Consider the following 23,002-nt stretch of genomic DNA (forward strand, 5'->3'; position numbering starts at 1 on the left):
CTCTTGACAGGATACCGGTCAGAAGTCAACTATCTGCCACTGCGTGGTCAGGTCCGCGATCAGCTCCGGTAACCGGGCGAGCATCCGGCCACGGTCGAGCTTGGCCGGGAACGGTTCGCGATACACCGTCACCGCGTGCGCGGGGTCGGCGACGAGGTCGAGTTGGCGGGGCACCAGGTCGGCGGTGATATAGGCCCAGCGGTCGGCACGGTCGGCCCAATTGAACGCCGGCAGCGGCATCCGCAAGCCCAGTGCGCTGCCGGGGATCGGTGATCGCACCGTGGCCGGGGCGTAGACCCCGGGCGCGCGGGTACCGGGCACCGCGGGTTTGCCGGCCACGGTGGTGACGTAGGTGAGCACTCGGCCCATCCCCGCACGATCGGCGGCGGTGGCGTCCCACTGATCGGCGACGATGTGGTTCTGCTCGCGGTCGGTCATCCGGATCAGCGCATCGGCGCGACCCGCCGCGGTGCCGCTGTCGATGCCTGCCCAGGCGGCGTGGATGTCGTCATCGAGCACGCCCGCGGCCCGCATCTCGTCGATCCCGGCCATGCCCGCCGCGAGGTAGGCCTCGTGCATCGGCACCAGGTCGGTGAAGATGTGCTTCTGCATCGCCATCAGCCTGCCCTGATACCAGGCGAGGTCGGCCGCGGTCAGGCGTGGCCCGAGTAGCGCCAGGCGCGCGATGTCGGGTGGTACGGCGGCGACGAGTTCCGGTGGTGTGGCTCGCAACATCTCGGCCACGGCGGAACCGAGTTCGTGAATGCCGGCGACAGAGAGGACCCCGCCGATATCGCTGACGTCGAAGAACCCGGACGCGAACGATCCACCGGCGAGCCCGGCCAGCCCCGCCCAGTAGAAATCCGGCCGGGCCGCGGCGAGGCGGAAATAGTTCACATACACCTGGGCGAAGGTCGCCGCGTTCGCCGCCACACCGCGCTCGGGTGCCCAGGCGTCGAGGTCGATGGCGGCCTTGTCGGTGGCGACGACCAGCCAGTACTGGTGCAACAGCGTGGCGTAGCGGGTGGGGTCTACGCCGTCGGCTCTTGCGGCGGTCAGCGCTTCCCGCAATGGCTGTTCGACCGAGGGCAGCGACGGATGCAGGCCGCCGCCGAATTCACCGTCGGCATTGATCGCGGGCAGATCCAGGTACTTCGCGTACCCGGGGTCCGCGTGTGCGAAGGGTGCGGGCACGACGGCCAGCACGAGTCCGACCAGCAGGGCGATCCAGTAGCGGCGCACACGACCTCGCATCCGATCTCGGCTGCGGCACCGTCCCCGCCCCAGCTCAGGATGCTCGCCACGGTAGCAACGTGTTCTAGTTTTGGTGGGCGTTTCGCACCAGCCGACGAGTTGGCGGTGCCGCCGCGCCGAGCGCGAGAAGCGCACGCACCCTGGCTGTTCGCGTCGTCATCGATATCGGTGGCGCATGCGCGGCGGGCACGCTACGCCGCAGCGTCCGGTGGACACCGGCCGAATGACTCGCGCCTATCGCACCGGCCAGGACAAGCCGTCCACCGAGTGATCCACCCGCTCGGAGACACTGTCGCGCGCGGGCTCCAGACGGTCACTGAAGCCGCCCGCGCGCAAATGCGCCAATCCGAGAAAGGCGACAACGATCAGCGCGGTCATCAGGGCGGTCAGAGCCAACGCGGCGAAACCGAGCTGGGCCCGCTCCACTCGATTCAGCGGATGCGCGAGCCGGGCGCGACGACCCTCGGGTAAGGAGCGGCGGACAGATGACGACAGGTCGCTGAACGAACCGGTGTGCCCCGGCCCACGATCCACCGCAGACCGGGCGGATGCGCCTGCACGGCGTGCGGATTCACCGGTACGAGCACCCGGCCCACATTCCGCCGTGCGCGCGATGAGCGCCGGGTGGCGGGCAGCTTCACTGCGCGGCACCGTAGCAAAGGCGAGGTCGACTTCGGCCATCGTGATGTCGAACGTCCGAGGTCCGCGCGCACGGTCACGCACCCGCGTTTCCGCCCCGGGGCGCCGACCTCCGCGAACGAGGGCGGTGGACGTCGGCACGCGGCCATCCTGCGGGGCCGGCCGAGCGACCAGGCCGCGCGCACCACCGCGACCGACGTTCGGCGACGCGACATCACCACCGCCCCACCTGGCGCCAGCAGCACGGCGCGGTTCCCCATGCGCACTGCCGGGTCGGCCCGAGACCGTGGGCGCATCGGCCACTTCACCCGACACCGTGGACCCGGCGGCAACCTCGCACGAGATCGTGGACCTATCAACCACTGTGCCCGAGGTTGTGGGTGCACCGGCCGTAATGCCCGACGTCGTGGGCACACCAGCCGGATCGCCCGGGGCAGTGCCCACAGCACGGCGCACAGGCGTACGCGGGGCGGCTGGTTTCCGGGTTGCGCCGCGAAGGAGCGCGAAAGGCCGTGGGGCGCGTGCGGTGCGACGGCGGCGCAGCGGTGGCTCCTGGGGCGCGGTGGAGTCGAGGGCAGACAGGGCGCTGATCGCTGAGCTCATCGGAAGAACCTCCGGGGTGGTGTGCTCCGCTGGATGAAAGTGCAGGTGAGGCGGCGATGCCTCCCGTTGTTCGAACACCTGTGCGACGAACTGATGTTCGATTTCTACCACGTGCGAGCGGCCCTGTCAGCACGAAACGCCCGACATGCTCGAACAGATGTTTGATAGTTCGGCGTGGCCCGACTAGCCTCGAAAGGGCGAATTCGACCAGCGAAAGGGCGGGATACGGTGACCCACACAGGCGGCACGGGCGACGAAAGTGCTACCGGCACCGTCACATCCGGATCCGGCGCGGATCTCACCGTGCGTCAGCGCACGGTCCTCGACGTCATCCGGTCCTCGGTGACCGAACGTGGCTATCCGCCCAGCATCCGCGAGATCGGTGACGCGGTGGGGCTCACCTCCACCTCCTCGGTGGCCCATCAGCTGCGCGCGCTGGAACGCAAGGGCTACCTGCGCCGCGACCCGAATCGTCCACGCGCGGTGAACGTCCGCGGTCTCGACGAGGCGGTCCGGTCGGTGACGACCCTGCCCGAACCGGCCGACGCGCTCGTCGACGACCCGAGCCGCCCCACCCCCACCTTCGTTCCGGTACTGGGCCGCATCGCCGCCGGTGGCCCCATCCTGGCCGAGCAGGCCGTCGAGGAAGTGTTCCCACTCCCCCGTGAACTCGTGGGCGACGGTTCCCTGTTCCTGCTCAAGGTCGTCGGCCAGTCGATGGTCGACGCCGCCATCTGCGACGGCGACTGGGTCGTGGTCCGTCAGCAGAACGTCGCAGAGGGCGGCGATATCGTCGCGGCCATGATCGACGGCGAAGCCACGGTGAAGACGTTCAAGCGCACCGGCAAGGACGTGTGGCTGATGCCGCACAACCCGCACTTCGAGCCGATCCCCGGCAACGACGCGCAAATCCTGGGCAAGGTCGTCACCGTTATCCGCAAGGTCTGAGCGTCAGCGGCGCGCGCTGTGGGCGTTTTGGGCCGCCCACAGCGCGAATGCGTCAGAAGGGCAGTGCGCCGCGCAACCGGCCGAGCAGACCGCGGCCGGTGTCGCGCTCGCGTTCGTTGAACAAGAACTGCAGTTCCTCTTCCAGCCCCTTCTGGACCACATCACGCAAGTCCGCCGCGGCGGTGTCGAGGTCGCCGGCACCGATCCACGGCGTGGGGTCGATCGGAGTACCCGCGGAGAAATAGAAGCGCTCCGGGCGTGGGATCAAGGTGGGCCCGATGCCCTTGACCAGCGGCGGGTTGAGCTCGGGGTTGATGCCGAGCAGGTCGCAGGTCCAGCGCAGCGGCCGCATCACCGGGTGCTGCCCGTCGAAGACGATGTCGTAGGCGTCGTCGATGCCGATCATCGCCAACGGCACGATCGGCACCCCGGCCTGGATGGCCATCCGCGCGAATCCGGTGCGACCCTCCCACTTGAGCACATACTTCTCGCCCTTGCGCCGGATCGCCTCGCGACCACCGCCGGGAAACACCACCACCGCTTCGCCGCGCTCGAGCAGCGCCAGGCAGTTGGCACGCGTGCCGCGCACTGCGCCGAAACGATGCAGGATCTGCCGCACCACCGGCACCATCAGCACGTGCTCGGCCAGCCCCCGCACCAGGCGCCCGCGTTCGCGCAGAATCTGCGGCATCAGCAGCGGCGCGTCGATGCCGCCGAGCAGATTGTGGTTGGCCACGATCAACACCGGCCCCTGCGCCGGAATGTTGTCGAGGCCGAAGAATCGCGGGCTCGCCCAGGCCCGCACCGGCGCGAACACCGCTTCGAAGGCCCGGATCTCCCATTCGCTGGGCGCCGGATTCCACGGCGCCCCATCGGTCAGCACATGTTCGCCCTGTTCGAGCGTGTCGGTCTGATTCCCTGTCACAACTTTCGCACCCCGCCGGTCGTTCGACATAACACCCTCCTGCTGTCGATATTCGACCATAGCGCGCCAAAATTGCTGTGTCGCATCAAGGTTGGTAGCAATCGAAAGGTAAAACGCGCGGCCCGGATCAGCCTTGCGTGGCCTCCGCAGGACCGGAATGGGCGTAGTCCGACAGCGCGGCGGCCAGCGCGCGTGGCACGCGAGCGCGCACCCGGGTGCCGCCTTCCTCGTGGTCGGAGGAGATGATCCGGCCGTCGGCGTGAATGCGCGCCATCAGGTCGCCCCGGCTGTAGGGCAGCAGCACGGTGATGTCGACATCGAGCCCGCCGAGCACCTCCGAGAGCCGCTCACGCAGCTCCTCCACACCCTGCCCGGTCTGCGCCGAGACGAACGCGGCGTCGGTGAGCATGCCACGCAGGCGGGTGAGCTCGTTCGGGTCGGCGGCGTCGATCTTGTTCACCACCAGCAGTTCCGGCGGCGCCGGGGTGCCCTGCTCCCTGATCACATCGGTGATCACCTCACGCACCGCCTTGATCTGTTCGAGCGGCAGCGGGTCGGATCCGTCGACGACGTGGAGCAGCAGATCGGCGCCGGTGACCTCCTCCAGCGTCGAGCGGAACGCCTCGACCAGCTGGGTGGGCAGGTGACGCACGAAGCCGACGGTGTCGGTGAACACCATCTCGCGACCGTCGTCGAGCGCGGCCCGGCGGGTGGTCGGGTCGAGGGTGGCGAACAGCGCGTCCTGTACCAGCAGGCCGGCACCGGTGAGCGCGTTCATCAGGCTGGACTTGCCCGCGTTGGTGTAGCCGACGATGGCCACCGACGGCACACCGCTGGCGTGCCGGCGTGCGCGCATGGTGTCGCGGGCTGTTTTCATCTCCCGGATCTCACGTCGCAGCTTGGCCATCCGTTCGCGGATGCGGCGACGGTCGGTCTCGATCTTGGTCTCACCCGGTCCTCGCAGACCGACACCACCGTTGGAACCGGCGCGACCACCGGCCTGACGCGACATGGACTCACCCCAGCCGCGCAGTCGCGGCAGCATGTATTCCATCTGGGCGAGCGCGACCTGGGCCTTGCCCTCGCGGGAGGTGGCGTGCTGGGCGAAGATGTCGAGGATCAGCGCGGTGCGGTCGATGACCTTCACCTTGACGACCTTCTCCAGCGCGGTCAGCTGGGCGGGGGTGAGTTCACCGTCGCAGATCACGGTGTCGGCGCCCGTGTCGAGGACCACGGTGCGCAGTTCCTCGGCCTTGCCCGAGCCGATATAGGTGGCCGGATCGGGCTTGTCGCGGCGCTGGATCAGCGCTTCGAGGACCTCCGAGCCCGCGGTTTCGGCGAGCGCGGCCAGCTCGACCATGCTCGCCTCGGCCTGGGCGGCGCTGCCTGCCGTCCACACCCCGACGAGCACGACCCGTTCCAGGCGCAGCTGGCGGTATTCGACCTCGGTGATGTCGGTGAGTTCGGTGGACAGCCCGGCCACGCGACGCAGCGAGGTGCGTTCGTCGAGCTGCATCTCGCCGCGGGTGGGTTCGGCCGACCAGCCGGGGCGCTGCATCCGCTCCGCGTGGCGGGCGAGCGCGTCGTCGACGTCGCCGCGGTCGGCGGCCACGTCGGGATCGGCCGCGGTGGTGTCCTGGGCCGATGTGGTGTCTGTGCGTGCTTCTGATTTCGTCATACAACCTCCATGCTGCCACGTCACAGTGACATGGCGCATCCGGTTATCGGCGCTACCCGGCGTCCCACCACTGCCGCGCCAGCGAACCGGTGGCCACCAGCACCGACGGACCGCGCATCCAGGCATGTCCGTGGTCGATGGTGACGCACACCTCGCCGCCGGGCACACGCACGGTGACCTCGCCCGTGCCGGTGTGTACCGGCACTCCGGCCGCGGTGAGTGCGGCGGCCGCGGCGGCCACGGTTCCGGTTCCGCAGGAGCGGGTTTCGCCCACGCCCCGTTCGTAGACACGCATGTCCACGGCGTTGCCGGCGTCGAGCGGGGTGAGGATCTCGACGTTGACGCCGTGCGGGAACAGGTCGGGATCGAAGCCCGGCGACACGGTCAGATCCAGTTTGGCCAGCGCGTCGGCGGTGAGCCCGGCATCGACACAGGCCAGATGCGGATTGCCCACATCGATACCGATCCCGGCCAGCGCCCAGCCGCCCAGGGTGGCGGTGGAGGTGCCTAGTTCGCGCACCACCCCCATGTCCACGGTGACCTCGCCCCCGACCGGCCCGGCCGCGTGCACGACCACCGGCCGCGCACCCGCGCGACTACCGATCACGTAGTCGGTGCGCGTTTCGAGCCCGGTGGCGTTGAGGTAGTGCGCGAACACCCGGATGCCGTTGCCGCACATCTCGGCGATCGAGCCGTCGGCATTGCGGTAGTCCATGAACCAGTCCGTGCTGTCCACGCCCGCGGGCAGCACGTCGAGCACCCCGGCGTCGCGCAGTGCTCCGGCGGTGGCGACCCGGAGCACGCCGTCGGCGCCGAGCCCGCGCTGCCGGTCACACAGCGCGGCGATCCGTTCGGCGGTCAGCTCGAGGCGGACGTCGAGGTCGGGGAGCACCACGAAGTCGTTCTGGGTGCCGTGGCCCTTGCTGAATTCGATGTCGGACACGATCCTCATTCTCCTCTGTGCTCGGCGGGTCCGCGTTACCGGGCGAAGGTGCGCCGCTGCCGGGCGATCTCGTAGAGGCCGATCGCCCCCGCCGACGGTGCGCCGAGGGAGCTGGCGGTGCCGCCCATCGGGATGGTGACCAGATCGTCGCAGGCCTGGGCCCAGGCCGAGCTCATGCCACTGGTCTCGTTGCCGACCACCAGGATCGTGGCCTCGCTGAAATCGTGGTCGTAGACGGTGCTCGGCGCGTGCTCGTCGGTGCCCACGATGCGGGTGGGGATCCCGCGCGCGACCTGGCGATCACGGAACTCGACCACCTGGGCGGGACCGGGCGCGCGCAGTACCGGCACCGAGAACAGCGATCCGGTGGAGGCACGCACGGTCTGCGGATCGAACTGGTCGGCGCCGTGGCCGGTGACGATCACCCCCGAGGCACCGAAGGCGTCGGCCGAGCGGATCAGGGTACCCAGGTTGCCCGGCGAGTTGGGCCTGTCGAACACCACCACGACCGGGGCGTCCTCGCCCGGTTCGCCCGGGGTGTAGTCGGTGAGTTCCGGCTGCCGCGACACCGCCACCGCCACGACCTCGGGCACACTCGCCGCCTTCTCGCCCAGCTCGGCCATCAACTCCGGCACCAGCCCCACCTGCGGCACGTCGGTGGTGTCGAGCAGCTCACGCGCCCAGCTCGACAGTTCCTGATTACCCAACCGGTACAGCAACGTCTCGAGTGGCCAGTCGTTGGCCAGCGCCTGCGTGATCGGGCGCACGCCCTGCACGAGAAACCGGCCGTCGCGGTGTCGTTTGGTCCGGTTGTTGAGGTAGGCCTGCCACACCTGCACCGAGGCGTTGCGGGTACTGACTCGTCGCGTCACTGCGCTGTCCGTCCTGTCGGGTGGTCGTCGAGCAGCGCCAGTGCGGTCGCGGCGAGCTCGGGGTCGGCGCCGTCGAGCCAGGCCACTCTGGGATCGCGGCGAAACCACGACCGCTGCCTGCGCACGTACCGGCGGGTGCCGATGAGGGTGCGCTCGCGGGCGTGGGCGAGGTCGTATTCGTCGTCGAGGTAGGCCAGCACCTGGGCGTAGCCGATCGCGCGACGCGCGGTCAGGCCCTCGCGCAGGCCGACCTCGAGCAGGCCGCGCACCTCCTCGACCAGTCCGGTGTCGAACATCAGCGCGGTGCGCGCCTCGATACGCGAGTCCAGGGCGGCGGTGTCGCGGTCGACGCCGAGGATGGCGGTGTGCCAGCGGGGTGCGCCGATGGTCGGGGCAGAGGCGGCGAACGGCTTTCCGGTGAGCTCGACGACTTCGAGCGCGCGCACCATCCGGCGGCCGTCGGTGGGCAGGATCGTGGCGGCCGCGGCCGGGTCGGCCTGCCGCAGGGCCGCGTGGACGGCCGGCGCCCCGCCCTCGGCGAGCAGCGCCTCCCAGCGGGCGCGGACCGCCGGGTCGGTGGCCGGGAAGTCCCACTGGTCGAGCAGTGCCTGGACGTACATCATCGATCCGCCCACGATGACGGGTGTGTGCCCGCGCGCCATGATGTCTTCGACCACGGCGGCGGCCGACTGCTGGTAGGCGGCGACGGTGGCCGTCTCGGTGACGTCGAGGACGTCGAGCAGGTGGTGCGGGATGCCGCGGCGTTGCCCGGGGGGCAGTTTGGCGGTGCCCACGTCCATGCCCCGGTACAGCTGCATGGCGTCGATGTTGACGATCTCGCCGCCGAGCCATTCGGCGAGTTCGAGCGCCAGGTCGGTCTTGCCGGTGGCGGTGGGACCGACGACCGCGATCGGACGCGGCGCCCTGCTCGTCACCGCCGCTCACCTTCCTGGGCGCCCGGTTGCCAGAGGCTCACGTCGTAGCCCACCCCGTAGGGCGCGCCCTGGTAGAGCGTCCGCACCAGCGGATCGGCGGGATCGGCGGCGAACAGACCGCCCAGCGCCTGGTAGGCGGCGCGTCCTTCGAGGCGCAACTGGTCGCACAGGGTGGGGTCCAGGTCGGCCAGCGCGGTCCGGGCGCCGGTGCGCAGAGCGGTGTCGAGCGCGTCCTGCACCGGCCGCGCACGCTCGTCGAGATAGCCGGGGGAATCGATGCTCAAGGTGGCGGCGCCGTCGGCGACCACCAGGACCGCGTGCGGCACGGGATCGGCGTCGAGTTCGGTGCGCAACGCGGCGCCGGTCCGGGCGCACTGCGCGGGCGCGGTGTCGGCCGCCAGCAGCCGCGCACACACCGAGATGCCGGGCGCGACCTGTTCCCGCAACCAACCGGCGATCAGCACCGGCAGCGGAAGCTGGGCGTCTGCCCGGCCGTCCGCGGGGCCGGAAGGCCCGAGCCCGACGAGAACCTCGGCACCGAACCCACGGAAGGTTCCCCGGGCGGTGGCGGCGAAGTTCCGGTCGTGCTCGCCGACGCCGACGACCGTCCAGCGCTCGGCGCGGGCGGCCAGCGTGGCCGCGGCGTCGAGGGCGGCCGCGCGCAGCAGCGTCGTCGGGTCGTCGGGAGCACCGCCGGCCGTCACGGACCGCCCGCACAGTTCGGGCACCAGGATCGGCGGCGACGGGACCAGGGCCGCTATCGAGAACACCGGACAACCGTAGCCCGACCGCACGCCACCACCCGCATCCGGCGCCGCGGGACCGGGGCGCGGTCCGCGAGTGTCCGGCGCGGTGACGGCCGTCGAGATTGCTAGTGTTTTCTGATGCGACCACCCCCGGCGTCCGGGTCGAAATCCCAGGAAACGCGGCATCCGATCCTCGGGATCGATGGTTTCCTCGGCTCGAAGCGGGTTCAATGGGATGTGCTAGGGCGTAACCAGGCAGCCGTGACGCGCGGCAGGGACGGAGAGCAATGACCGACAGCAACGGAACAGCGAAGCCCACCCCCGGTCCGGGCCCGCGACCGTCCGGTACCCCCAAGCCCGGCGAACACGCACCGCGGCCGCCGAAGCCGCATGCCGTCAAGCCCGCGCCGGGCACCGACCATCCGCACCCGCATCCCGTCGTCGTGCCGACCGTTACCGATCCGGGCAAGTGGGGGCGTGTCGACGAGGACGGCACCGCCTGGGTGAAGACGTCCGACGGTGAACGGATCGTCGGTTCCTGGCAGGCCGGCGCCGCCGCCGAGGGGCTAGCCCATTTCGGCCGCCGCTTCGACGACCTCGCCACCGAGGTCGCGCTGCTCGAGGCCAGACTGGCCGCGGGCGCCGACGCGCGCAAGACCAGAGCCGCCGCGCTCGCGCTGGCCGAGTCGCTGCCCACCGCCGCCGTGATCGGCGACCTCGAGGGTTTGGCCGCCCGCCTGCAGGCAATCACCGAACACTCCGAGGAAGCCGCCGCGCACGCCAAGGAGGAGAAGGAGCGCGCGCGCCACGAGCACACCGAGCGCAAGGAAGCCCTCGCCGCCGAGGCCGAGCAGATCGCCGCCGAGTCCACCCAGTGGAAGGCCGCCGGCGACCGGCTGCGCGAGATCCTCGACGAATGGAAGTCCATCCGCGGAGTCGACCGCAAGGTCGACGACGCCTTGTGGAAGCGCTACTCCAAGGCGCGCGAGGCGTTCAACCGCCGCCGCGGCGCCCACTTCGCCGAACTCGACCGCGAACGCGCCTCGGCCAAGACGCGCAAGGAAGAACTGTGCGCGCGCGCCGAGGCCCTGTCGGACTCCACCGACTGGACCGGCACCGCGGCGGTGTTCCGCGACCTGCTGACCGAGTGGAAGGCCGCGGGCCGGGCACCACGCGAAGCCGACGAGGCGCTGTGGCGCCGGTTCAAGAGCGCCCAGGACGTGTTCTTCGCCGCCCGCAACGCCGCGGCCTCCGAACGCGACGCCGAGTTCGAAGACAACGCCGCGGCCAAGCTGGAACTGCTCAGTGCCTACGAGCACATCGACCCGGCCAACGGGCTCGACGCCGCCCGCGCCGCGCTGCGCGAACTGCAGGACAAGTGGGACGCGATCGGCAAGGTCCCGCGGGAACGCATGCAGGAACTGGAAGGCAAGTTGCGCGCGATCGAGAAGCGCGTGCGCGAGGCCGCCGACCAGCAGTGGCGCCGCACCGACCCCGAGGCCGTGGCGCGCGCGGCGCAGTTCCGTGAGCGGGTCGCCCAGTTCGAGGAGCAGGCTGCCAAGGCCACCGCGGCAGGCAAGAAGCGCGACGCGGACAAGGCTCTCGAGCAGGCCAAGCAGTGGCGTGAATGGGCCGAAGCCGCTGAAGGTGCCGTCAGCAACATGTAGCACAACCGGTTGGAACGAGAACCTCCCCGCGACCTGTTGCCGGTCGCGGGGAGGTTTGTGTTCGAGGGAGGTTACTCGCCGGTGAGACGCTTGCGGTCGCGGTCTTCGGCGTCACGAGCGGCGTTGCGGCGCTGTTCTTCGGCAGCGAGCTGAACCGCGGTGCGGCTCCAGACCACGCGGATCCAGTGGAAGGTGAGCACCATGATCGCCAGGACACCCAGGATCAGGCCGATGCCGGGCCCCGCGCCTTCGTAGTTGCCCAGGCCGGGAGTCTGCCGGTGCCAGATCGAGAGCACGCCGAACACGCTGCCCACGGCCGAGCCCGCGCACGCCAGCCAGGCCAGCACCCAGCGGCGCGTCATCAGCGCCAGCAGGGAGAAACTCACGCCGAAGACGATGACGATCCAGACGAAGATGCGTGAGGGCAGGCCGATGTGTTCGATGCCCGCGGCCTCGGTGTTGAGCAGCACGTCGAAACCGCGGGCCGACCCGGCGGTCGGCAGCACCAGCGAGATCAGCAGCGCGAAGACCGCGCCCGCCACCACCAGCGCCCGCGCGCCCGGATCGATCTCCCCGGCGATACGGCGTTCCACGGCGTCGAGTTCGCCGCGGAACTGTTCGAATTCCTGGTCGTCGTCCACCCGGTTCACCGCGTCCTCGCTCCTGTCGGCAGGCTGATCGTTGCTCGGCTCGTGTGCGCCGGGCTCCACTGTGCCACCACCGGGATCGCCGCCCGCATCCGGCCCACTACGACCGGTAGTAGGTTCGGGATCAGGATCATGGCCGCTCACGACGCGCACCCGGTCGAACAACCGCTCTCCACAACCGGCACGCTCACCGGTGCGCCGATCCTGGGCAGGCCGAGACCGACACCGATCGGGTCGGTCTTGGGCGTCACCCCGCGTTCGTGCGCGTCGCCGGCCTTGGTGCGCCGATGCGACTTCACCACGCTGTCGGCGATGAGGTGATGCGGTGCGGCTTCGGTGATGTCGACGACGACGATGTCGCCGGGCCGGATCCCGGCATCGGGACCGGGCCGGAAGTGCACCAGCCTGCCGTCACGGGCGCGACCGCTCATCCGGGCGGTGGCCGCGTTCTTCTTGCCCGCGCCATCGGCGACGAGCAACTCCACCTCGGTGCCGATCAGGGCCTGATTGGCTTCCCAGGACACCTGGTCCTGCAGGGCGATCAGCCGGTCGTAGCGCTCCTGCACGACTGCCTTGGGCACCTGATCGGCCAGCTCGGCGGCCGGCGTGCCGGGACGCTTGGAGTACTGGAAGGTATAGGCGCTGGTGAAACGCGCCTTGCGCACCACGTCCAGGGTCTCCTGGAAATCCTCTTCGGTCTCGCCGGGAAAGCCCACGATGATGTCGGTGGTGATCGAGGCATGCGGCATCACGGCGCGGACCTTGTCGATGATGCCGAGGAAACGCTGCTTGCGGTAGGAGCGGCGCATCGCCTTGAGCACCCGGTCCGAACCGGACTGCAACGGCATGTGCAGCTGCGGACAGACGTTGGGGGTCTGGGCCATGGCCTCGATGACGTCGTCGGTGAACTCGGCCGGGTGCGGGGAGGTGAACCGCACCCGCTCCAGGCCCTCGATCCGCCCGGTCGCGCGCAGTAGCTGGGCGAAGGCGCCACGGTCGCGCGGCTGCTCCGGGTCGACGAAGTTCACACCGTAGGAGTTGACGTTCTGGCCCAGCAGGGTCACCTCGAGCACACCCTGGTCGACCAGTGCCTGCACCTCGGCGAGCACGTCGCCGGGGCGGCGGTCCACCTCTTTGCCGCGCAGCGCGGGCACGATGCAGAACGTGCAGGTGTTGTTGCAGCCCACCGAGATCGACACCCAGCCCGCGTACGCCGATTCCCGCTTGGCCGGCAGGGTCGAGGGGAACGCTTCGAGCGATTCGAGGATCTCGACCTGGGCCTGCTCGTTGTGGCGGGCCCGTTCCAGCAGCACCGGCAGCGACCCGATGTTGTGTGTGCCGAACACCACATCCACCCACGGCGCCTTGCGCACCACGGTCTCGCGGTCCTTCTGCGCCAGGCAGCCGCCGACGGCGATCTGCATGCCGGGACGGCCCTGTTTCACCGGCGCCAGGTGCCCGAGGGTGCCGTAGAGCTTGTTGTCGGCGTTCTCGCGCACCGCGCAGGTGTTGAACACCACCAGATCGGGAGTTTGCTCGGCGGCGGCCCGCACGTAACCCGCGTCTTCGAGCAGGCCGGACAAGCGTTCGGAGTCATGGACGTTCATCTGGCAGCCGAAGGTGCGGAGCTCGTAGGTACGCGCCCGCGTCACCGCGCGCTCCGTCGCGTTCTGTCCGTTCGAATCCACCCGTCCAGGGTACGGGCCGCACCCGGTGTGGTCTGCGTCGCGTCGGGAAGTCGGGGCGGAAACCGGAAGGTTACCGGCCGGTGTCATCTCGGCGTGCCGTTACGGCGAGTCACCGAAACCAGGGCAAATTCGGCGATTGCGCCTAAGGTTTCTGTCCATGACCGACGACGCCGCCCCCGCGACCGGGAACGCCGACGCCGCCGCCCTTGCCGGCGCGCCGCCGATGATCTCGATGCGCAACGTGGACAAACACTTCGGTGAACTCCACGTTCTGCGTGACATCAATCTCGAAGTGCCCCGCGGGCAGGTCGTGATCGTTCTCGGCCCGTCGGGCTCGGGCAAATCCACGCTGTGCCGCACCATCAACCGGCTCGAGCCGATCGATTCCGGCGACATCGCCATCGACGGCGTCGCACTGCCGGCCGAGGGCAGGGCCCTGGCCGCGCTGCGCGCCGAGGTGGGCATGGTGTTCCAGTCGTTCAACCTGTTCGCCCACAAGACGATCGTGGAGAACGTGATGCTCGCGCCCACCAAGGTGCGCGGCATCAAGAAGGACCAGGCGCGCAAGCACGCGCTGGCCCTGCTCGAGCGGGTCGGCATCGCCGACCAGGCCGACAAGTACCCCGCCCAGCTCTCCGGCGGCCAGCAGCAGCGCGTGGCCATCGCCCGTTCGCTGGCGATGGACCCGAAGGTGATGCTGTTCGACGAGCCCACCTCCGCCCTGGACCCGGAAATGGTCAACGAGGTGCTCGAGGTGATGGTCTCACTCGCCAAGGAGGGCATGACGATGGTCGTGGTCACCCACGAGATGGGCTTCGCCCGCCGCGCCGGTGACCGGGTGCTGTTCATGGCCGACGGCGAGATCGTCGAGGACGCCGCACCCGAAACCTTCTTCACCACACCGAGCTCGGAGCGCGCCAAAGACTTCCTTGGCAAAATTCTCAGCCACTGACTTTGCAGTAATCCACCAGAGGGAGAAGGAAACTCGATGAGGATCAATCGTGCGGTTCGGGTCGGTGTCGGTGCTGTGGCTCTGGCGCTGGCCGCCACTGTGACCGCGGCCTGCGGCGGTGGCGACGAGGGCAGCGCCCTCGACCACGCCAAGGAAGGCAAGCTGACCGTCGGCATCAAGTTCGACCAGCCGGGCCTGGGCCTGCGCAACACCGACGGCACCTACAGCGGCTTCGACGTGGAGGTGGCCGAGTACGTCAGCGAGAAGCTGGGCGTCAAGCCCGAGGACATCACCTTCAAGGAGACCCCGTCGGCGCAGCGCGAGACGATGATCGAGAACGGTCAGGTCGACTTCATCGTCGCCACCTACTCGATCACCGACAGCCGTAAGGAGAAGGTCGACTTCGCCGGCCCGTACTACGTGGCCGGCCAGGACCTGCTGGTGCGCGCCGACAACACCGACATCACCGGCCCCGAGTCACTCGACGGCAAGAAGGTCTGCTCGGTCAAGGGCTCCACCCCCGCCCAGAACATCGAGAAGAACTTCCCGCAGGCGCAACTGCAGACCTATGACACCTACTCGCTGTGCATCGAGGCGCTGCGTGGCGGCACGATCGACGCGGTGACCACCGACAACGTCATCCTGGCCGGTTACGCCGCACAGGCACCGGGCACCTACAAGCTGGTGAACAAGACCTTCACCACCGAGAACTACGGCATCGGCCTGAAGAAGGGCGACACCGAGACCCGCACCCAGATCAACGACGCGATCGAGGCGATGATCGCCGACGGTTCATGGAAGGCCGCGTTGGAGAAGACCTTCGCCGGCACCGGCTTCGCCGTCCCGGCGCCGCCGACCGTCGACCGCTACTGATTCTGCCCTGCGCACCGCCGCGGTGACTCTCGGTCACCGCGGCGGTGAAGTCCTGTTTCCCTTTCCCATCGATCGGAGGACGCGAGTCCGTGTTCGACCTGATCTCGAGGTACAACATCCTCGACGCCTTCTGGGTGACCGTGCAGCTGACGATCTTCTCGGCGATCGGCGCACTGGTCATCGGCACCCTCGTCGCGGCCATGCGCGTATCCCCGATTCCGGTCGCGCGCTGGATCGGCACGGCCTACGTCACCGTCATTCGCAACACCCCGCTCACCCTGATCCTGGTCTTCACCTCGATCGGCCTCTACTCCACGCTCGGGTGGACGCTCGGCAGCGATGAAATCAAGGTCATCAACTATCGCTGGGCGATCATCGGACTCAGCGTCTACACCGCGGCTTTCGTGTGCGAATCACTGCGCTCGGGCATCAACACCGTCGCTCTCGGCCAGTCCGAAGCGGGACGTTCTCTCGGCTTCGGGTTCGCGCAGAACCTCCGGTTCATCGTGTTGCCCCAAGCGTTTCGCGCGGTCATCGCGCCGCTGGGCAGCGTACTGATCGCGCTGACCAAGAACTCGACGGTGGCCTCGCTCATCGGCGTGGTCGAAGCGGCGTACCTGATGAACGAGATGATCGAGAACGAGGCCGCGATCCTCGCTGTCGGTGCGATCTTCGCTCTCGGCTTCGTCGTCCTCACCCTCCCGACCGGCTTGTTCTTCGGCTGGCTGGCCAAGCGATACGAGGTGGCACGGTGAGCGGTGCTTCGGTCCTCTTCGATGCTCCCGGGCCCCGTGCCCGGCTGCGTCACCATCTGTATTCGGTACTGGTCGTCGTCGCGCTCATCGGCGCGGGGTGGTGGGTTTACGCCGCCTTCGCCGAGAAAGGCCAGTTCACCGCGGCCAAGTGGCAGCCGTTCCTGGAGGCCCAGGTCTGGCAGACCTACATCCTGCCGGGTCTGGAAGGTACGCTCATCGCCGCCGCGATCTCGATCGTCGGCTCGATGGTCTTCGGCATGATCTTCGGGGTTCTGCGCCTGTCGGAGCATCGGTCGGTCCGCTGGGCGGCGGGCACGATCGTCGAGCTCGCCCGGGCCATCCCCGTGCTGATCCTGATGATCTTCCTGTTCTCGTTCTTCGCCGACTACAAGGTGTTCCCGTCCGATCAGCTGGCGCTGGCGGCCGTGGTCATCGCGCTCATCATCTACAACTCCTCGGTCATCGCCGAGATCGTGCGGGCCGGTATCAAATCCCTGCCCAAGGGACAGACCGAAGCCGCGGTCGCGCTGGGCCTGCGCAAGAACCAGCTGATGCGACTGATCCTGCTCCCGCAGGCCGTCACCGCGATGCTGCCGGCGTTGGTGTCGCAGATGGTCGTCGTCCTCAAGGACACGGCACTGGGCTACCAGATCACCTACGTGGAGCTGGTCCGCTCCGGCGCGCAGGAAGGCGCGGCGCTGGGCAACCCGATCCCCGCGCTGATCGTCGTTGCCCTGGTCATGATCTCGCTCAACATGGCGCTGAGCTTCCTGGCCACCCGGATCGAGAAGCGTTTGCGCTCGGGCCGGCGCAAGAAGGGTGGCGGCGCCGTGGTCGCCACCGATTCGATCGTCACCGACGCCGCGCCCGGCGTCGACATCACCAAGAAGTAGTTCCCACGCGGTGGGCCCGGACCTGGTGGGTCCGGGCCCACCGCGCTGTCGTCTAGTCGGTGTAGCGGTAGAACCCCTCACCGGTGGCGGCGCCGAGCTTGCCCTTGTCGATGTAGTTCGTCTTCAGCCAGTCCGCGAGCTGCTGCTCGTTGTCACCACCGTTGCGCAGGATGTTGTACGGCGTGGTCAGGCCGACGACGTCGAGGATCTGGAACGGACCCATCGGTGCGCCCGTGGCGATGCGCCAGGTCTCGTCCACCGCCGGCGGGTCGGCGTATCCGCCTGCTGCCAAGGCGATTCCGGAGTTGAGGAAGGGCACCAGCAGCGAGTTGAGGACGTAACCCGCCTTCTCCTTGTGCAACTCGATCGGCACCATGCCGATGTTGCTCGCGAACTCGACGACGGCGGCGAACACGGCCGGGTCGGTCTCCTGGGTGCCCATCACCTCGGCGGTGTTGTACTTCCAGACGCGGTTGGCGAAGTGCAGCGCCAGGAAACGGTCCGCGCGCCCGGTGTATTCGGCGATATCGCTGGGCAGCAGGGTGGAGGAGTTCGTGGCGAACACGGTGCGTTCGGGGGCGAGCGAACCCAGCTCGGTGTAGAGATCGCGTTTGATCGAGAGCACCTCCGGGACCGCCTCGATGATCAGGTCCGCCTCGGCGGCTGTGGCCAGCTCGGTGGTCAGCGTGATGCCGTCGACGGTCGCGGCAGTATTGCCGGCGTCGGCGCCGTCCACTTCCTGCTGATAGGTCTCGGCGAGCACCCCGAACCGTTTGCGGGCGGCATCGATCGCGGCGTCGTCGATGTCGTAGGCGGTGACGTCGAAGCCGTGGAAGGCGGTCTGGAAAGCGATCTGCGAACCCAGTACCCCGGTGCCCAGTACGCTCACCTTGCGGAATGCGATGGCCATGCGTGTTCCTCCCAGCTCGGGAGCGGCGGTGCGGCCGCTCCGCTGTGTCGGTTGTGCGCTGTCCGCACCGCTGTCCATCATGGACCCGAGCGCCGGTTCCGTGGGGCATGCCGATCACACGAAGTCGGGCATATCCGACCGGATCCGGTAACAGTTCGGCAAACCGGAAGCTCAGTCGACGGTGACCAATCCCTCGGCGACCATCCAGTCGCGCGCCACCTCGGCCGGTTCCCGGCCGTCGATGTCGACCTGCCGGTTCAGTTCGGTGATCACCTCGTTGGTCAGTCGCGCCGAGATGGGCGCCAGCAGCTGGGCGACCCGCGGGTGGGCGTCGGCGAACGGGCCGTGCATCACCAGGGCGGCGTTGTACTTGGGAAAGAAGCCCTTGTCGTCGGTGAGCAACACCAGGTCCAGGGCCGGGATACGGCCGTCGGTGGCGGCGACGGAACCGAACCGGCACTGGGTGGCGTCGGCGGTGGCCTGATACACCAGCGCGTCCTGGACGATCTGCTTGTGCGCCCGGCCCGCGTCGATGCCGTACTTCTGGGCCAGGCCCGGATAACCGTCCGGGCGGACGTTGAATTCGGTGCCGACACAGGTCTCGGCCGCGGCGGGGTCGGTGGCTACCAGTGCCGCGTAGTCCGAGAGGGTGCGCACACCGGTTTCCTGCGCGGTGCGCCGGCTGGTGACCAGCGCGTAGGTGTTGTTCATCGGCGCCATCGCCGCCCACACCATGTCGTGTTCGGCGCGGTCGGCCGCGCGGACGGCCTCGAACTGCGCGCGTTCCACGTCGGTCTCGCTGACCTGTTCGGGATGCGCGGCGTTCACGTCTTCGGCCGATACCGGTTTCTCGTTGCCCAGGTAGTTGATCCAGCCGGTGCCGGTGTAGTCGTAGGCGATGTCGATCTGGCCGTTCAGTTGCGCGTCGCGCAGGCTGTTGGAGCCCTGGATGTTGGTCAGGTCGCGCACATTCGCCCCGGCCGCGGTGAGCGCGAACTCGATGACGTAACCGAGAATGTTGGCTTCGGTGAAGTCCTTGGAGCCCACGGTCACCGCGACACCGTCGAGTTCGGCGACCGGCTCGATACTGCCCGGCCCCACCGGCAGCGGGACCGAACTGCCCGACTGCAAACCGCAACCGGCGAGCAGCAGCGCCCCGGCTATCGGGGCGAGCCCACGCCACCAGCCACTGATCCTCATCGCAACCCCTTCGGACCGAGATACTGTTCGGCCAGCGCGCCCAGCCAGTCGACGAACAGGGCGAGCGACACCGCGAGTACCGCGCCCACCGTCAGGGTCACGGTGTCGCGCAGTTTGTAGCCGGTGTCGATGAGGATGCCCAGTCCGCCCGCGCTGACCATGAACGACAGCGTGGCGGTCCCGACGGCCAGCACCAGGGAGGTGCGCAGGCCGGCCAGGATGTAGGGCACGGCGAGCGGGAACTCGATGCGGCGCAACACCTGCACTGTCGACATCCCCTGCCCGCGCCCGGCATCGATCAGGGCCGGGTCCACCTGCTGATAGCCGAGAATGGTGTTGCGCAGCACCGGTAGCAGTGAGCAGAACGCGATGGGTGCCACACCCACCCAGAACCCGGTGGTGCGGGTGACCAGGTAACACAGCACGATCAGGCCGATGGCCGGCGCCGCGGCCCCGATATTGGCGACACCGACGAAAATCGGGGCGAAACGGCGAAACCGGGGCCGTGTGAGCAGGGTGCCCGACGGCACGGCCACCGCCACGACGATCGCCACCACTGCCGCGGTGATCAGCACGTGTTGCCAGGTGACGGCGGCGATATTGCCCGCGCTGAGGCTGGCCTCCTGGATGGTGGACAGCTCGCGGCGCAACGCCCACACCAGCACCCCGACGGTGAGCAGCACCACGATCACCGGCTGCGCGAGCAGGCGCAGCAGTTCGGCGCGACGCTGAGTGGCCGGGGCCGCGGACGCAGCAGGGACATCCACGACCGAATGTCGCCGTGTCGACGGAGAATTCGTCATCGTCCGCCCCCTTCCAGCGGCGCAATCGAACGGCGAGCGGCGCCGCCGGCACTGCGCACGGCTGCGCGCCGAGTACCGGGAACGCCCGGCCCGACCATGGGCATTCGCCGTTCGCCCGTCATGCCGGTGCCTGTGCCGACGTGGCGAGATGGTCGACGAGCGTATCGACAGTGACCACCCCCGCATAGTTGCCTCGGCCGTCGAGGACCACGGCGGAGGCGGTGCGTTCGGTGAGCAGGGCGGCGAGCGCGTCCTGCAAGGTGGCCTCGGCGGGCAGCGTCGCGCCGATCGGCGTGCCCGCCGTGCCCAGTGAGTCGGCGTGGGCGAGTTCGTCCTTCGACACCCGGCGCAACGGCCGCCCTCGGTGGTCGAGCACGATGCCCCAGGCCCGCTTCGCCGCCCGCAGGGCGGTGGTCATCGCGGCGGGATCGGTGTCCTCGGTGACGGCGACACCGGGATCGAGGTCGAGATCGCCGAGCACAGCGAGGCCCAGTCGATCGATGGCGGCGGTGGCGCCGACGAAACCGGCCACGGTGTCGTCGGCCGGGGCGGCCAGAATCGCTGCCGGGGTGTCGTACTGCAGGATGCGGGAACGGTCACCGAGCACCGCGATGCGGTCGCCCAGTTTCACCGCCTCCCCGAAATCGTGGGTGACGAAGACGATGGTCTTGCCCAGTTCACTTTGCAGACGCAGCAGTTCGTCCTGCAACAGCGTGCGGGTGATGGGGTCGACAGCGCCGAACGGTTCGTCCATGAGCAGGACCGGCGGGTCGGCGGCCAGCGCCCGGGCGACACCGACTCGCTGCTGCTGACCACCCGAGAGCTGGCGCGGGTACCGGTTGCGGTAGGTGCCGGGGTCGAGGCCGACCAGCTCGAGCATCTCCTCGGTGCGGGCGGCGGCGCGGCGGCGATCCCAGCCGAGCAGGCCGGGCACGGTGGCGATGTTCTTGGCGACGGTCATGTGCGGAAACAGCCCCGCCTGCTGGATGGAGTAGCCGATACCGCGGCGCAACTCGTCGGGGTCGAGCGCGAGCGCGTCGCGTCCGCCGATGGTGATGGTGCCCGAGCTCGGTTCGATGAGCCGGTTGATCATCCGCATGGTGGTGGTCTTGCCGCAGCCGGACGGACCGACCAGGACCACGATCTCCCCGGCGGGGATGGTCATGCTGACCTCCTCGACCGCGGCGACGGGCTGCGCCGGATAGCGTTTGGTGACCTGGTCCAGCACGATCTCGACACCGGAAACGGCCGATGCGGTGGTGCTGGATGCAGGTGCGGCAGTGCCGGTGTCAGTCACGTATACCCCTCGAGATGGTGAGCCGTCCGAGCAGAACCAGGACGCCGTCGAGCACGAGTGCGAGCACGACGATGAGGACGGTGCCGGTGAGCGCCTGGGGCACCGCGTTCGGGCTGCCCAGGCGCGCGAGTCCGGAGAAGATCAAGTTGCCCAGGCCGGGGCCCTTCGCGTACGCCGCCAGCGCCAGGATGCCCATGATCATCTGGGTGCTCACGCGCATGCCGGTGAGGATCGAGGGCCAGGCCAGCGGCAGTTCGATCCTGGTCAGCAGGCGCCACCGGTTCATCCCGACCCCGCGGGCGGCGTCTACGACAGCGGGGTCCACCGAGGACAACCCGAGCACGGTATTGCGCAGAATCGGCAGCAGGGCGTACAGCACCAGCGCCACGATCGTCGGCGCGACGCCCAGCCCGAGGAAGGGAATCAGCAGGCCGAGCAGCGCGAAGGAAGGCACCGTGAGGATCGCGCCGGCCGTGGCGGTCGCCACCGCGGACCCGAGCGGACTGCGGTAGACCAGGATGCCCAGCGCCACCGCGATCAGCGTCGCCAGCACCAGTGACTGCACCACCGCCGACACATGCAGATACGAATCGACCAGCAACTGTTCGCGCCGGTTCACCACGAACGACCACAATGCGTCCAGGGTCCACCTCCCCATAGTTCGGCGGCCACGTCGGGCCCTGTCCGCCGGGGTGCCCACCCGGACCACAGGTGACGCACCGGCACCCCCGCAATCCACCGGATCACCCGATACCTCGGATCCGCCTGCGCACAACCAGGTTTCACCGACGCGGGCTCATCCTAACGCGACGCCCGTTCTCCTTGTCGGCGTTCGGGCAGCGAGGTCGGCACTCGCGCGCACGGCCGGTACTTCATCGATCAGCCTCGGCCAGTTCGGCTTTCACCACGGCGTAGGCAACGGCGGGGCTGTAGCCGCGACGGGCGAGCATGTCGACCAGGCGGCGACTGGCTTTGGCATGGTCGAGCCCGGCCGGTAGGGACCGGATCTTCCGGCGGACCAGGTCGATGGCGGTTTGTTCGTCGCCGGGCACCGGCCGGCGCGAGGAGCGGTCGGCCGGTGAGTTCGCGGTGGCACTGCCTGTTTCGGCGTCGTCGAACACTTCCGGGCCCGCTGCCGGGGCAGCGGTGTCTTCGCGGGACCGGGGTCGGGCGCGTTCGAAACCCGCGCCGTCGATCTCGGCGGCGACGACGGCGAAGGCGGTGGACTGGTCGTAACCGCGGCGGGCGAGCATGCCGACGAGGCGGCGAACCGCCTTGTCGCGGTCCAGGTCCCGGGACAGGGTGCGCAGTTTGCGGCGCACCAGGTCGGTGGCGCGGGCGTGTTCGGCATCGTCGGTCACCATCGACAGGGCTTGCTCGGCGTCGGTGGGCGCCACCCCTTTGTCGCGTAGTTCACGCTGCAGCGCCTTCTTTCCCTTGCCGGAGTAGGTGTGCCGGGCGTGTACCCACTGTTCGGCGAAGGCGGTGTCGTCGATCAGACCGACTTCGGTGAGGCGGGAGAGCGCGCGTTCGGTGACCTCGAGGCGGAACCCCTTCTCGCCGAGTCGTTTCTCGAGTTCGGCGCGGCTGCGGGCCCGCACCGAGAGCAGGCGCAGACAGGCGTCCTTGGCCTGTTCCACTGTGGCGTCGGGCCGGTCGCCCGGGGCGAGCCGGCGTGTGCCGGCCCGCCTGTCGGGCTCTCCCGGCTGGGATCCGGCCGCCACCGGATCCGCCTGCCGTCCGTCGTCACCACCGACTCCGGTCGACAGGGAGA

At 69.2% G+C, this 23,002-nt stretch carries 22 protein-coding genes and 1 pseudogene; 6 read left to right on the forward strand and 17 right to left on the reverse strand.

The window, feature by feature from the left end; translation table 11 throughout:
* Positions 1-18: 18 nt before the first annotated feature.
* Positions 19-1,254, reverse strand: coding sequence for a hypothetical protein (locus tag ACFO5K_RS11185; protein ID WP_378560084.1), 1,236 nt, complete (start codon positions 1,252-1,254; stop codon positions 19-21).
* 234 nt (positions 1,255-1,488) lie between these two features.
* Positions 1,489-1,935, reverse strand: a complete 447-nt coding sequence (locus ACFO5K_RS11190) for a hypothetical protein (protein ID WP_378560087.1) — start codon at positions 1,933-1,935, stop codon at positions 1,489-1,491.
* An 864-nt stretch (positions 1,936-2,799) separates the two neighbouring features.
* On the opposite strand from ACFO5K_RS11190, the gene lexA reads away from it, so the two are divergent.
* Positions 2,800-3,444, forward strand: coding sequence for a transcriptional repressor LexA (lexA, locus tag ACFO5K_RS11195; RefSeq protein ID WP_378563696.1), 645 nt, complete (start codon positions 2,800-2,802; stop codon positions 3,442-3,444).
* Positions 3,445-3,496: 52 nt separating this feature from the next.
* Here the strand turns inward: lexA and ACFO5K_RS11200 are convergent, their stop codons facing one another.
* The 6 genes from ACFO5K_RS11200 to ACFO5K_RS11225 all read right to left on the reverse strand — a co-directional run bounded on the left by ACFO5K_RS11200 (position 3,497) and on the right by ACFO5K_RS11225 (position 9,567).
* The gene (locus ACFO5K_RS11200; protein WP_378560090.1) at positions 3,497-4,369 is read right to left on the reverse strand and encodes a lysophospholipid acyltransferase family protein; all 873 of its coding nucleotides are present in this window, start codon (positions 4,367-4,369) and stop codon (positions 3,497-3,499) included.
* 127 nt (positions 4,370-4,496) lie between these two features.
* A complete protein-coding gene (gene hflX / locus ACFO5K_RS11205; RefSeq protein WP_378563699.1) occupies positions 4,497-5,927 on the reverse strand; it encodes a GTPase HflX in 1,431 nt (476 codons plus the stop codon).
* A 172-nt stretch (positions 5,928-6,099) separates the two neighbouring features.
* Positions 6,100-6,981 carry a diaminopimelate epimerase gene (gene dapF / locus ACFO5K_RS11210; protein WP_378563702.1) on the reverse strand — a complete coding sequence of 294 codons (882 nt, stop codon included), beginning with the start codon at positions 6,979-6,981 and terminating at the stop codon, positions 6,100-6,102.
* A 44-nt stretch (positions 6,982-7,025) separates the two neighbouring features.
* Positions 7,026-7,862, reverse strand: a complete 837-nt coding sequence (locus tag ACFO5K_RS11215) for a TrmH family RNA methyltransferase (RefSeq protein ID WP_378560093.1) — start codon at positions 7,860-7,862, stop codon at positions 7,026-7,028.
* Positions 7,859-8,797 (reverse strand): tRNA (adenosine(37)-N6)-dimethylallyltransferase MiaA, encoded by a 939-nt coding sequence (miaA, locus tag ACFO5K_RS11220; RefSeq protein WP_378560096.1) that lies wholly within the window; start codon positions 8,795-8,797, stop codon positions 7,859-7,861. The genes ACFO5K_RS11215 and miaA overlap by 4 nt, the downstream gene beginning before the upstream one ends.
* A complete protein-coding gene (locus tag ACFO5K_RS11225) occupies positions 8,794-9,567 on the reverse strand; it encodes a hypothetical protein (protein WP_378560099.1) in 774 nt (257 codons plus the stop codon). The genes miaA and ACFO5K_RS11225 overlap by 4 nt, the downstream gene beginning before the upstream one ends.
* A gap of 263 nt (positions 9,568-9,830) precedes the next feature.
* Between ACFO5K_RS11225 and ACFO5K_RS11230 the strand changes: the two genes are divergently transcribed.
* Positions 9,831-11,210, forward strand: a complete 1,380-nt coding sequence (locus ACFO5K_RS11230) for a DUF349 domain-containing protein (protein WP_378560102.1) — start codon at positions 9,831-9,833, stop codon at positions 11,208-11,210.
* A gap of 71 nt (positions 11,211-11,281) precedes the next feature.
* Here ACFO5K_RS11230 and ACFO5K_RS11235 read toward each other — a convergent pair whose 3' ends face one another.
* Positions 11,282-11,860, reverse strand: a complete 579-nt coding sequence (locus tag ACFO5K_RS11235) for an Rv2732c family membrane protein (protein WP_378563705.1) — start codon at positions 11,858-11,860, stop codon at positions 11,282-11,284.
* Between the two features lie 137 nt (positions 11,861-11,997).
* Positions 11,998-13,509, reverse strand: a complete 1,512-nt coding sequence (gene miaB, locus ACFO5K_RS11240) for a tRNA (N6-isopentenyl adenosine(37)-C2)-methylthiotransferase MiaB (RefSeq protein ID WP_378563708.1) — start codon at positions 13,507-13,509, stop codon at positions 11,998-12,000.
* Between the two features lie 259 nt (positions 13,510-13,768).
* On the opposite strand from miaB, the gene ACFO5K_RS11245 reads away from it, so the two are divergent.
* From ACFO5K_RS11245 to ACFO5K_RS11260, 4 genes are all read left to right on the forward strand, one after another.
* Positions 13,769-14,497, forward strand: coding sequence for an amino acid ABC transporter ATP-binding protein (locus tag ACFO5K_RS11245; RefSeq protein ID WP_378563711.1), 729 nt, complete (start codon positions 13,769-13,771; stop codon positions 14,495-14,497).
* 36 nt (positions 14,498-14,533) lie between these two features.
* On the forward strand, positions 14,534-15,370 hold the full coding sequence (locus ACFO5K_RS11250) for a glutamate ABC transporter substrate-binding protein (protein ID WP_378560105.1): 837 nt from the start codon (positions 14,534-14,536) through the stop codon (positions 15,368-15,370).
* Between the two features lie 89 nt (positions 15,371-15,459).
* On the forward strand, positions 15,460-16,125 hold the full coding sequence (locus ACFO5K_RS11255) for an amino acid ABC transporter permease (RefSeq protein ID WP_378560108.1): 666 nt from the start codon (positions 15,460-15,462) through the stop codon (positions 16,123-16,125).
* On the forward strand, positions 16,122-17,018 hold the full coding sequence (locus tag ACFO5K_RS11260; RefSeq protein WP_378560111.1) for an amino acid ABC transporter permease: 897 nt from the start codon (positions 16,122-16,124) through the stop codon (positions 17,016-17,018). Before ACFO5K_RS11255 ends, ACFO5K_RS11260 begins: the two co-directional genes overlap by 4 nt.
* Positions 17,019-17,070: 52 nt before the next feature.
* Here ACFO5K_RS11260 and ACFO5K_RS11265 read toward each other — a convergent pair whose 3' ends face one another.
* The 7 genes and pseudogenes from ACFO5K_RS11265 to recX all read right to left on the reverse strand — a co-directional run.
* Positions 17,071-17,928 carry a 3-hydroxyacyl-CoA dehydrogenase gene (locus ACFO5K_RS11265; protein WP_378560114.1) on the reverse strand — a complete coding sequence of 286 codons (858 nt, stop codon included), beginning with the start codon at positions 17,926-17,928 and terminating at the stop codon, positions 17,071-17,073.
* A 171-nt stretch (positions 17,929-18,099) separates the two neighbouring features.
* Positions 18,100-19,128, reverse strand: a complete 1,029-nt coding sequence (locus ACFO5K_RS11270) for a glycine betaine ABC transporter substrate-binding protein (protein ID WP_378560117.1) — start codon at positions 19,126-19,128, stop codon at positions 18,100-18,102.
* A complete protein-coding gene (locus ACFO5K_RS11275) occupies positions 19,125-19,931 on the reverse strand; it encodes an ABC transporter permease (protein ID WP_378560120.1) in 807 nt (268 codons plus the stop codon). The genes ACFO5K_RS11270 and ACFO5K_RS11275 overlap by 4 nt, the downstream gene beginning before the upstream one ends.
* Before the next feature lie 118 nt (positions 19,932-20,049).
* Complete coding sequence (locus ACFO5K_RS11280) at positions 20,050-21,228, reverse strand: ABC transporter ATP-binding protein (protein WP_378560123.1); 1,179 nt, start codon at positions 21,226-21,228, stop codon at positions 20,050-20,052.
* Positions 21,221-21,886 (reverse strand): ABC transporter permease, encoded by a 666-nt coding sequence (locus ACFO5K_RS11285; protein ID WP_378560126.1) that lies wholly within the window; start codon positions 21,884-21,886, stop codon positions 21,221-21,223. The genes ACFO5K_RS11280 and ACFO5K_RS11285 overlap by 8 nt, the downstream gene beginning before the upstream one ends.
* A gap of 214 nt (positions 21,887-22,100) precedes the next feature.
* The gene (locus tag ACFO5K_RS11290; RefSeq protein ID WP_378563714.1) at positions 22,101-22,349 is read right to left on the reverse strand and encodes a hypothetical protein; all 249 of its coding nucleotides are present in this window, start codon (positions 22,347-22,349) and stop codon (positions 22,101-22,103) included.
* A gap of 63 nt (positions 22,350-22,412) precedes the next feature.
* A pseudogene (gene recX / locus ACFO5K_RS11295) lies at positions 22,413-22,952 on the reverse strand (recombination regulator RecX); the annotation flags it as partial.
* Between the last annotated feature and the right edge of the window lie 50 nt (positions 22,953-23,002).

This window comes from Nocardia halotolerans (assembly GCF_042650145.1).
Lineage (GTDB): Bacteria > Actinomycetota > Actinomycetes > Mycobacteriales > Mycobacteriaceae > Nocardia > Nocardia halotolerans.

What these genes read in the sequence shown, in the direction of transcription:
- ACFO5K_RS11185 (WP_378560084.1), bottom strand. Translation starts at nt 1,254, where the DNA reads ATGCGAGGTCGTGTGCGCCGCTACTGGATCGCCCTGCTGGTCGGACTC.
- ACFO5K_RS11190 (WP_378560087.1), bottom strand. Translation starts at nt 1,935, where the DNA reads ATGGCCGAAGTCGACCTCGCCTTTGCTACGGTGCCGCGCAGTGAAGCT.
- hflX (WP_378563699.1), bottom strand. Translation starts at nt 5,927, where the DNA reads ATGCAGCGCCCCGGCTGGTCGGCCGAACCCACCCGCGGCGAGATGCAG.
- ACFO5K_RS11230 (WP_378560102.1), top strand. Translation starts at nt 9,831, where the DNA reads ATGACCGACAGCAACGGAACAGCGAAGCCCACCCCCGGTCCGGGCCCG.
- ACFO5K_RS11245 (WP_378563711.1), top strand. Translation starts at nt 13,769, where the DNA reads ATGATCTCGATGCGCAACGTGGACAAACACTTCGGTGAACTCCACGTT.
- ACFO5K_RS11250 (WP_378560105.1), top strand. Translation starts at nt 14,534, where the DNA reads ATGAGGATCAATCGTGCGGTTCGGGTCGGTGTCGGTGCTGTGGCTCTG.
- ACFO5K_RS11265 (WP_378560114.1), bottom strand. Translation starts at nt 17,928, where the DNA reads ATGGCCATCGCATTCCGCAAGGTGAGCGTACTGGGCACCGGGGTACTG.
- ACFO5K_RS11270 (WP_378560117.1), bottom strand. Translation starts at nt 19,128, where the DNA reads ATGAGGATCAGTGGCTGGTGGCGTGGGCTCGCCCCGATAGCCGGGGCG.
- ACFO5K_RS11275 (WP_378560120.1), bottom strand. Translation starts at nt 19,931, where the DNA reads ATGACGAATTCTCCGTCGACACGGCGACATTCGGTCGTGGATGTCCCT.
- ACFO5K_RS11285 (WP_378560126.1), bottom strand. Translation starts at nt 21,886, where the DNA reads ATGGGGAGGTGGACCCTGGACGCATTGTGGTCGTTCGTGGTGAACCGG.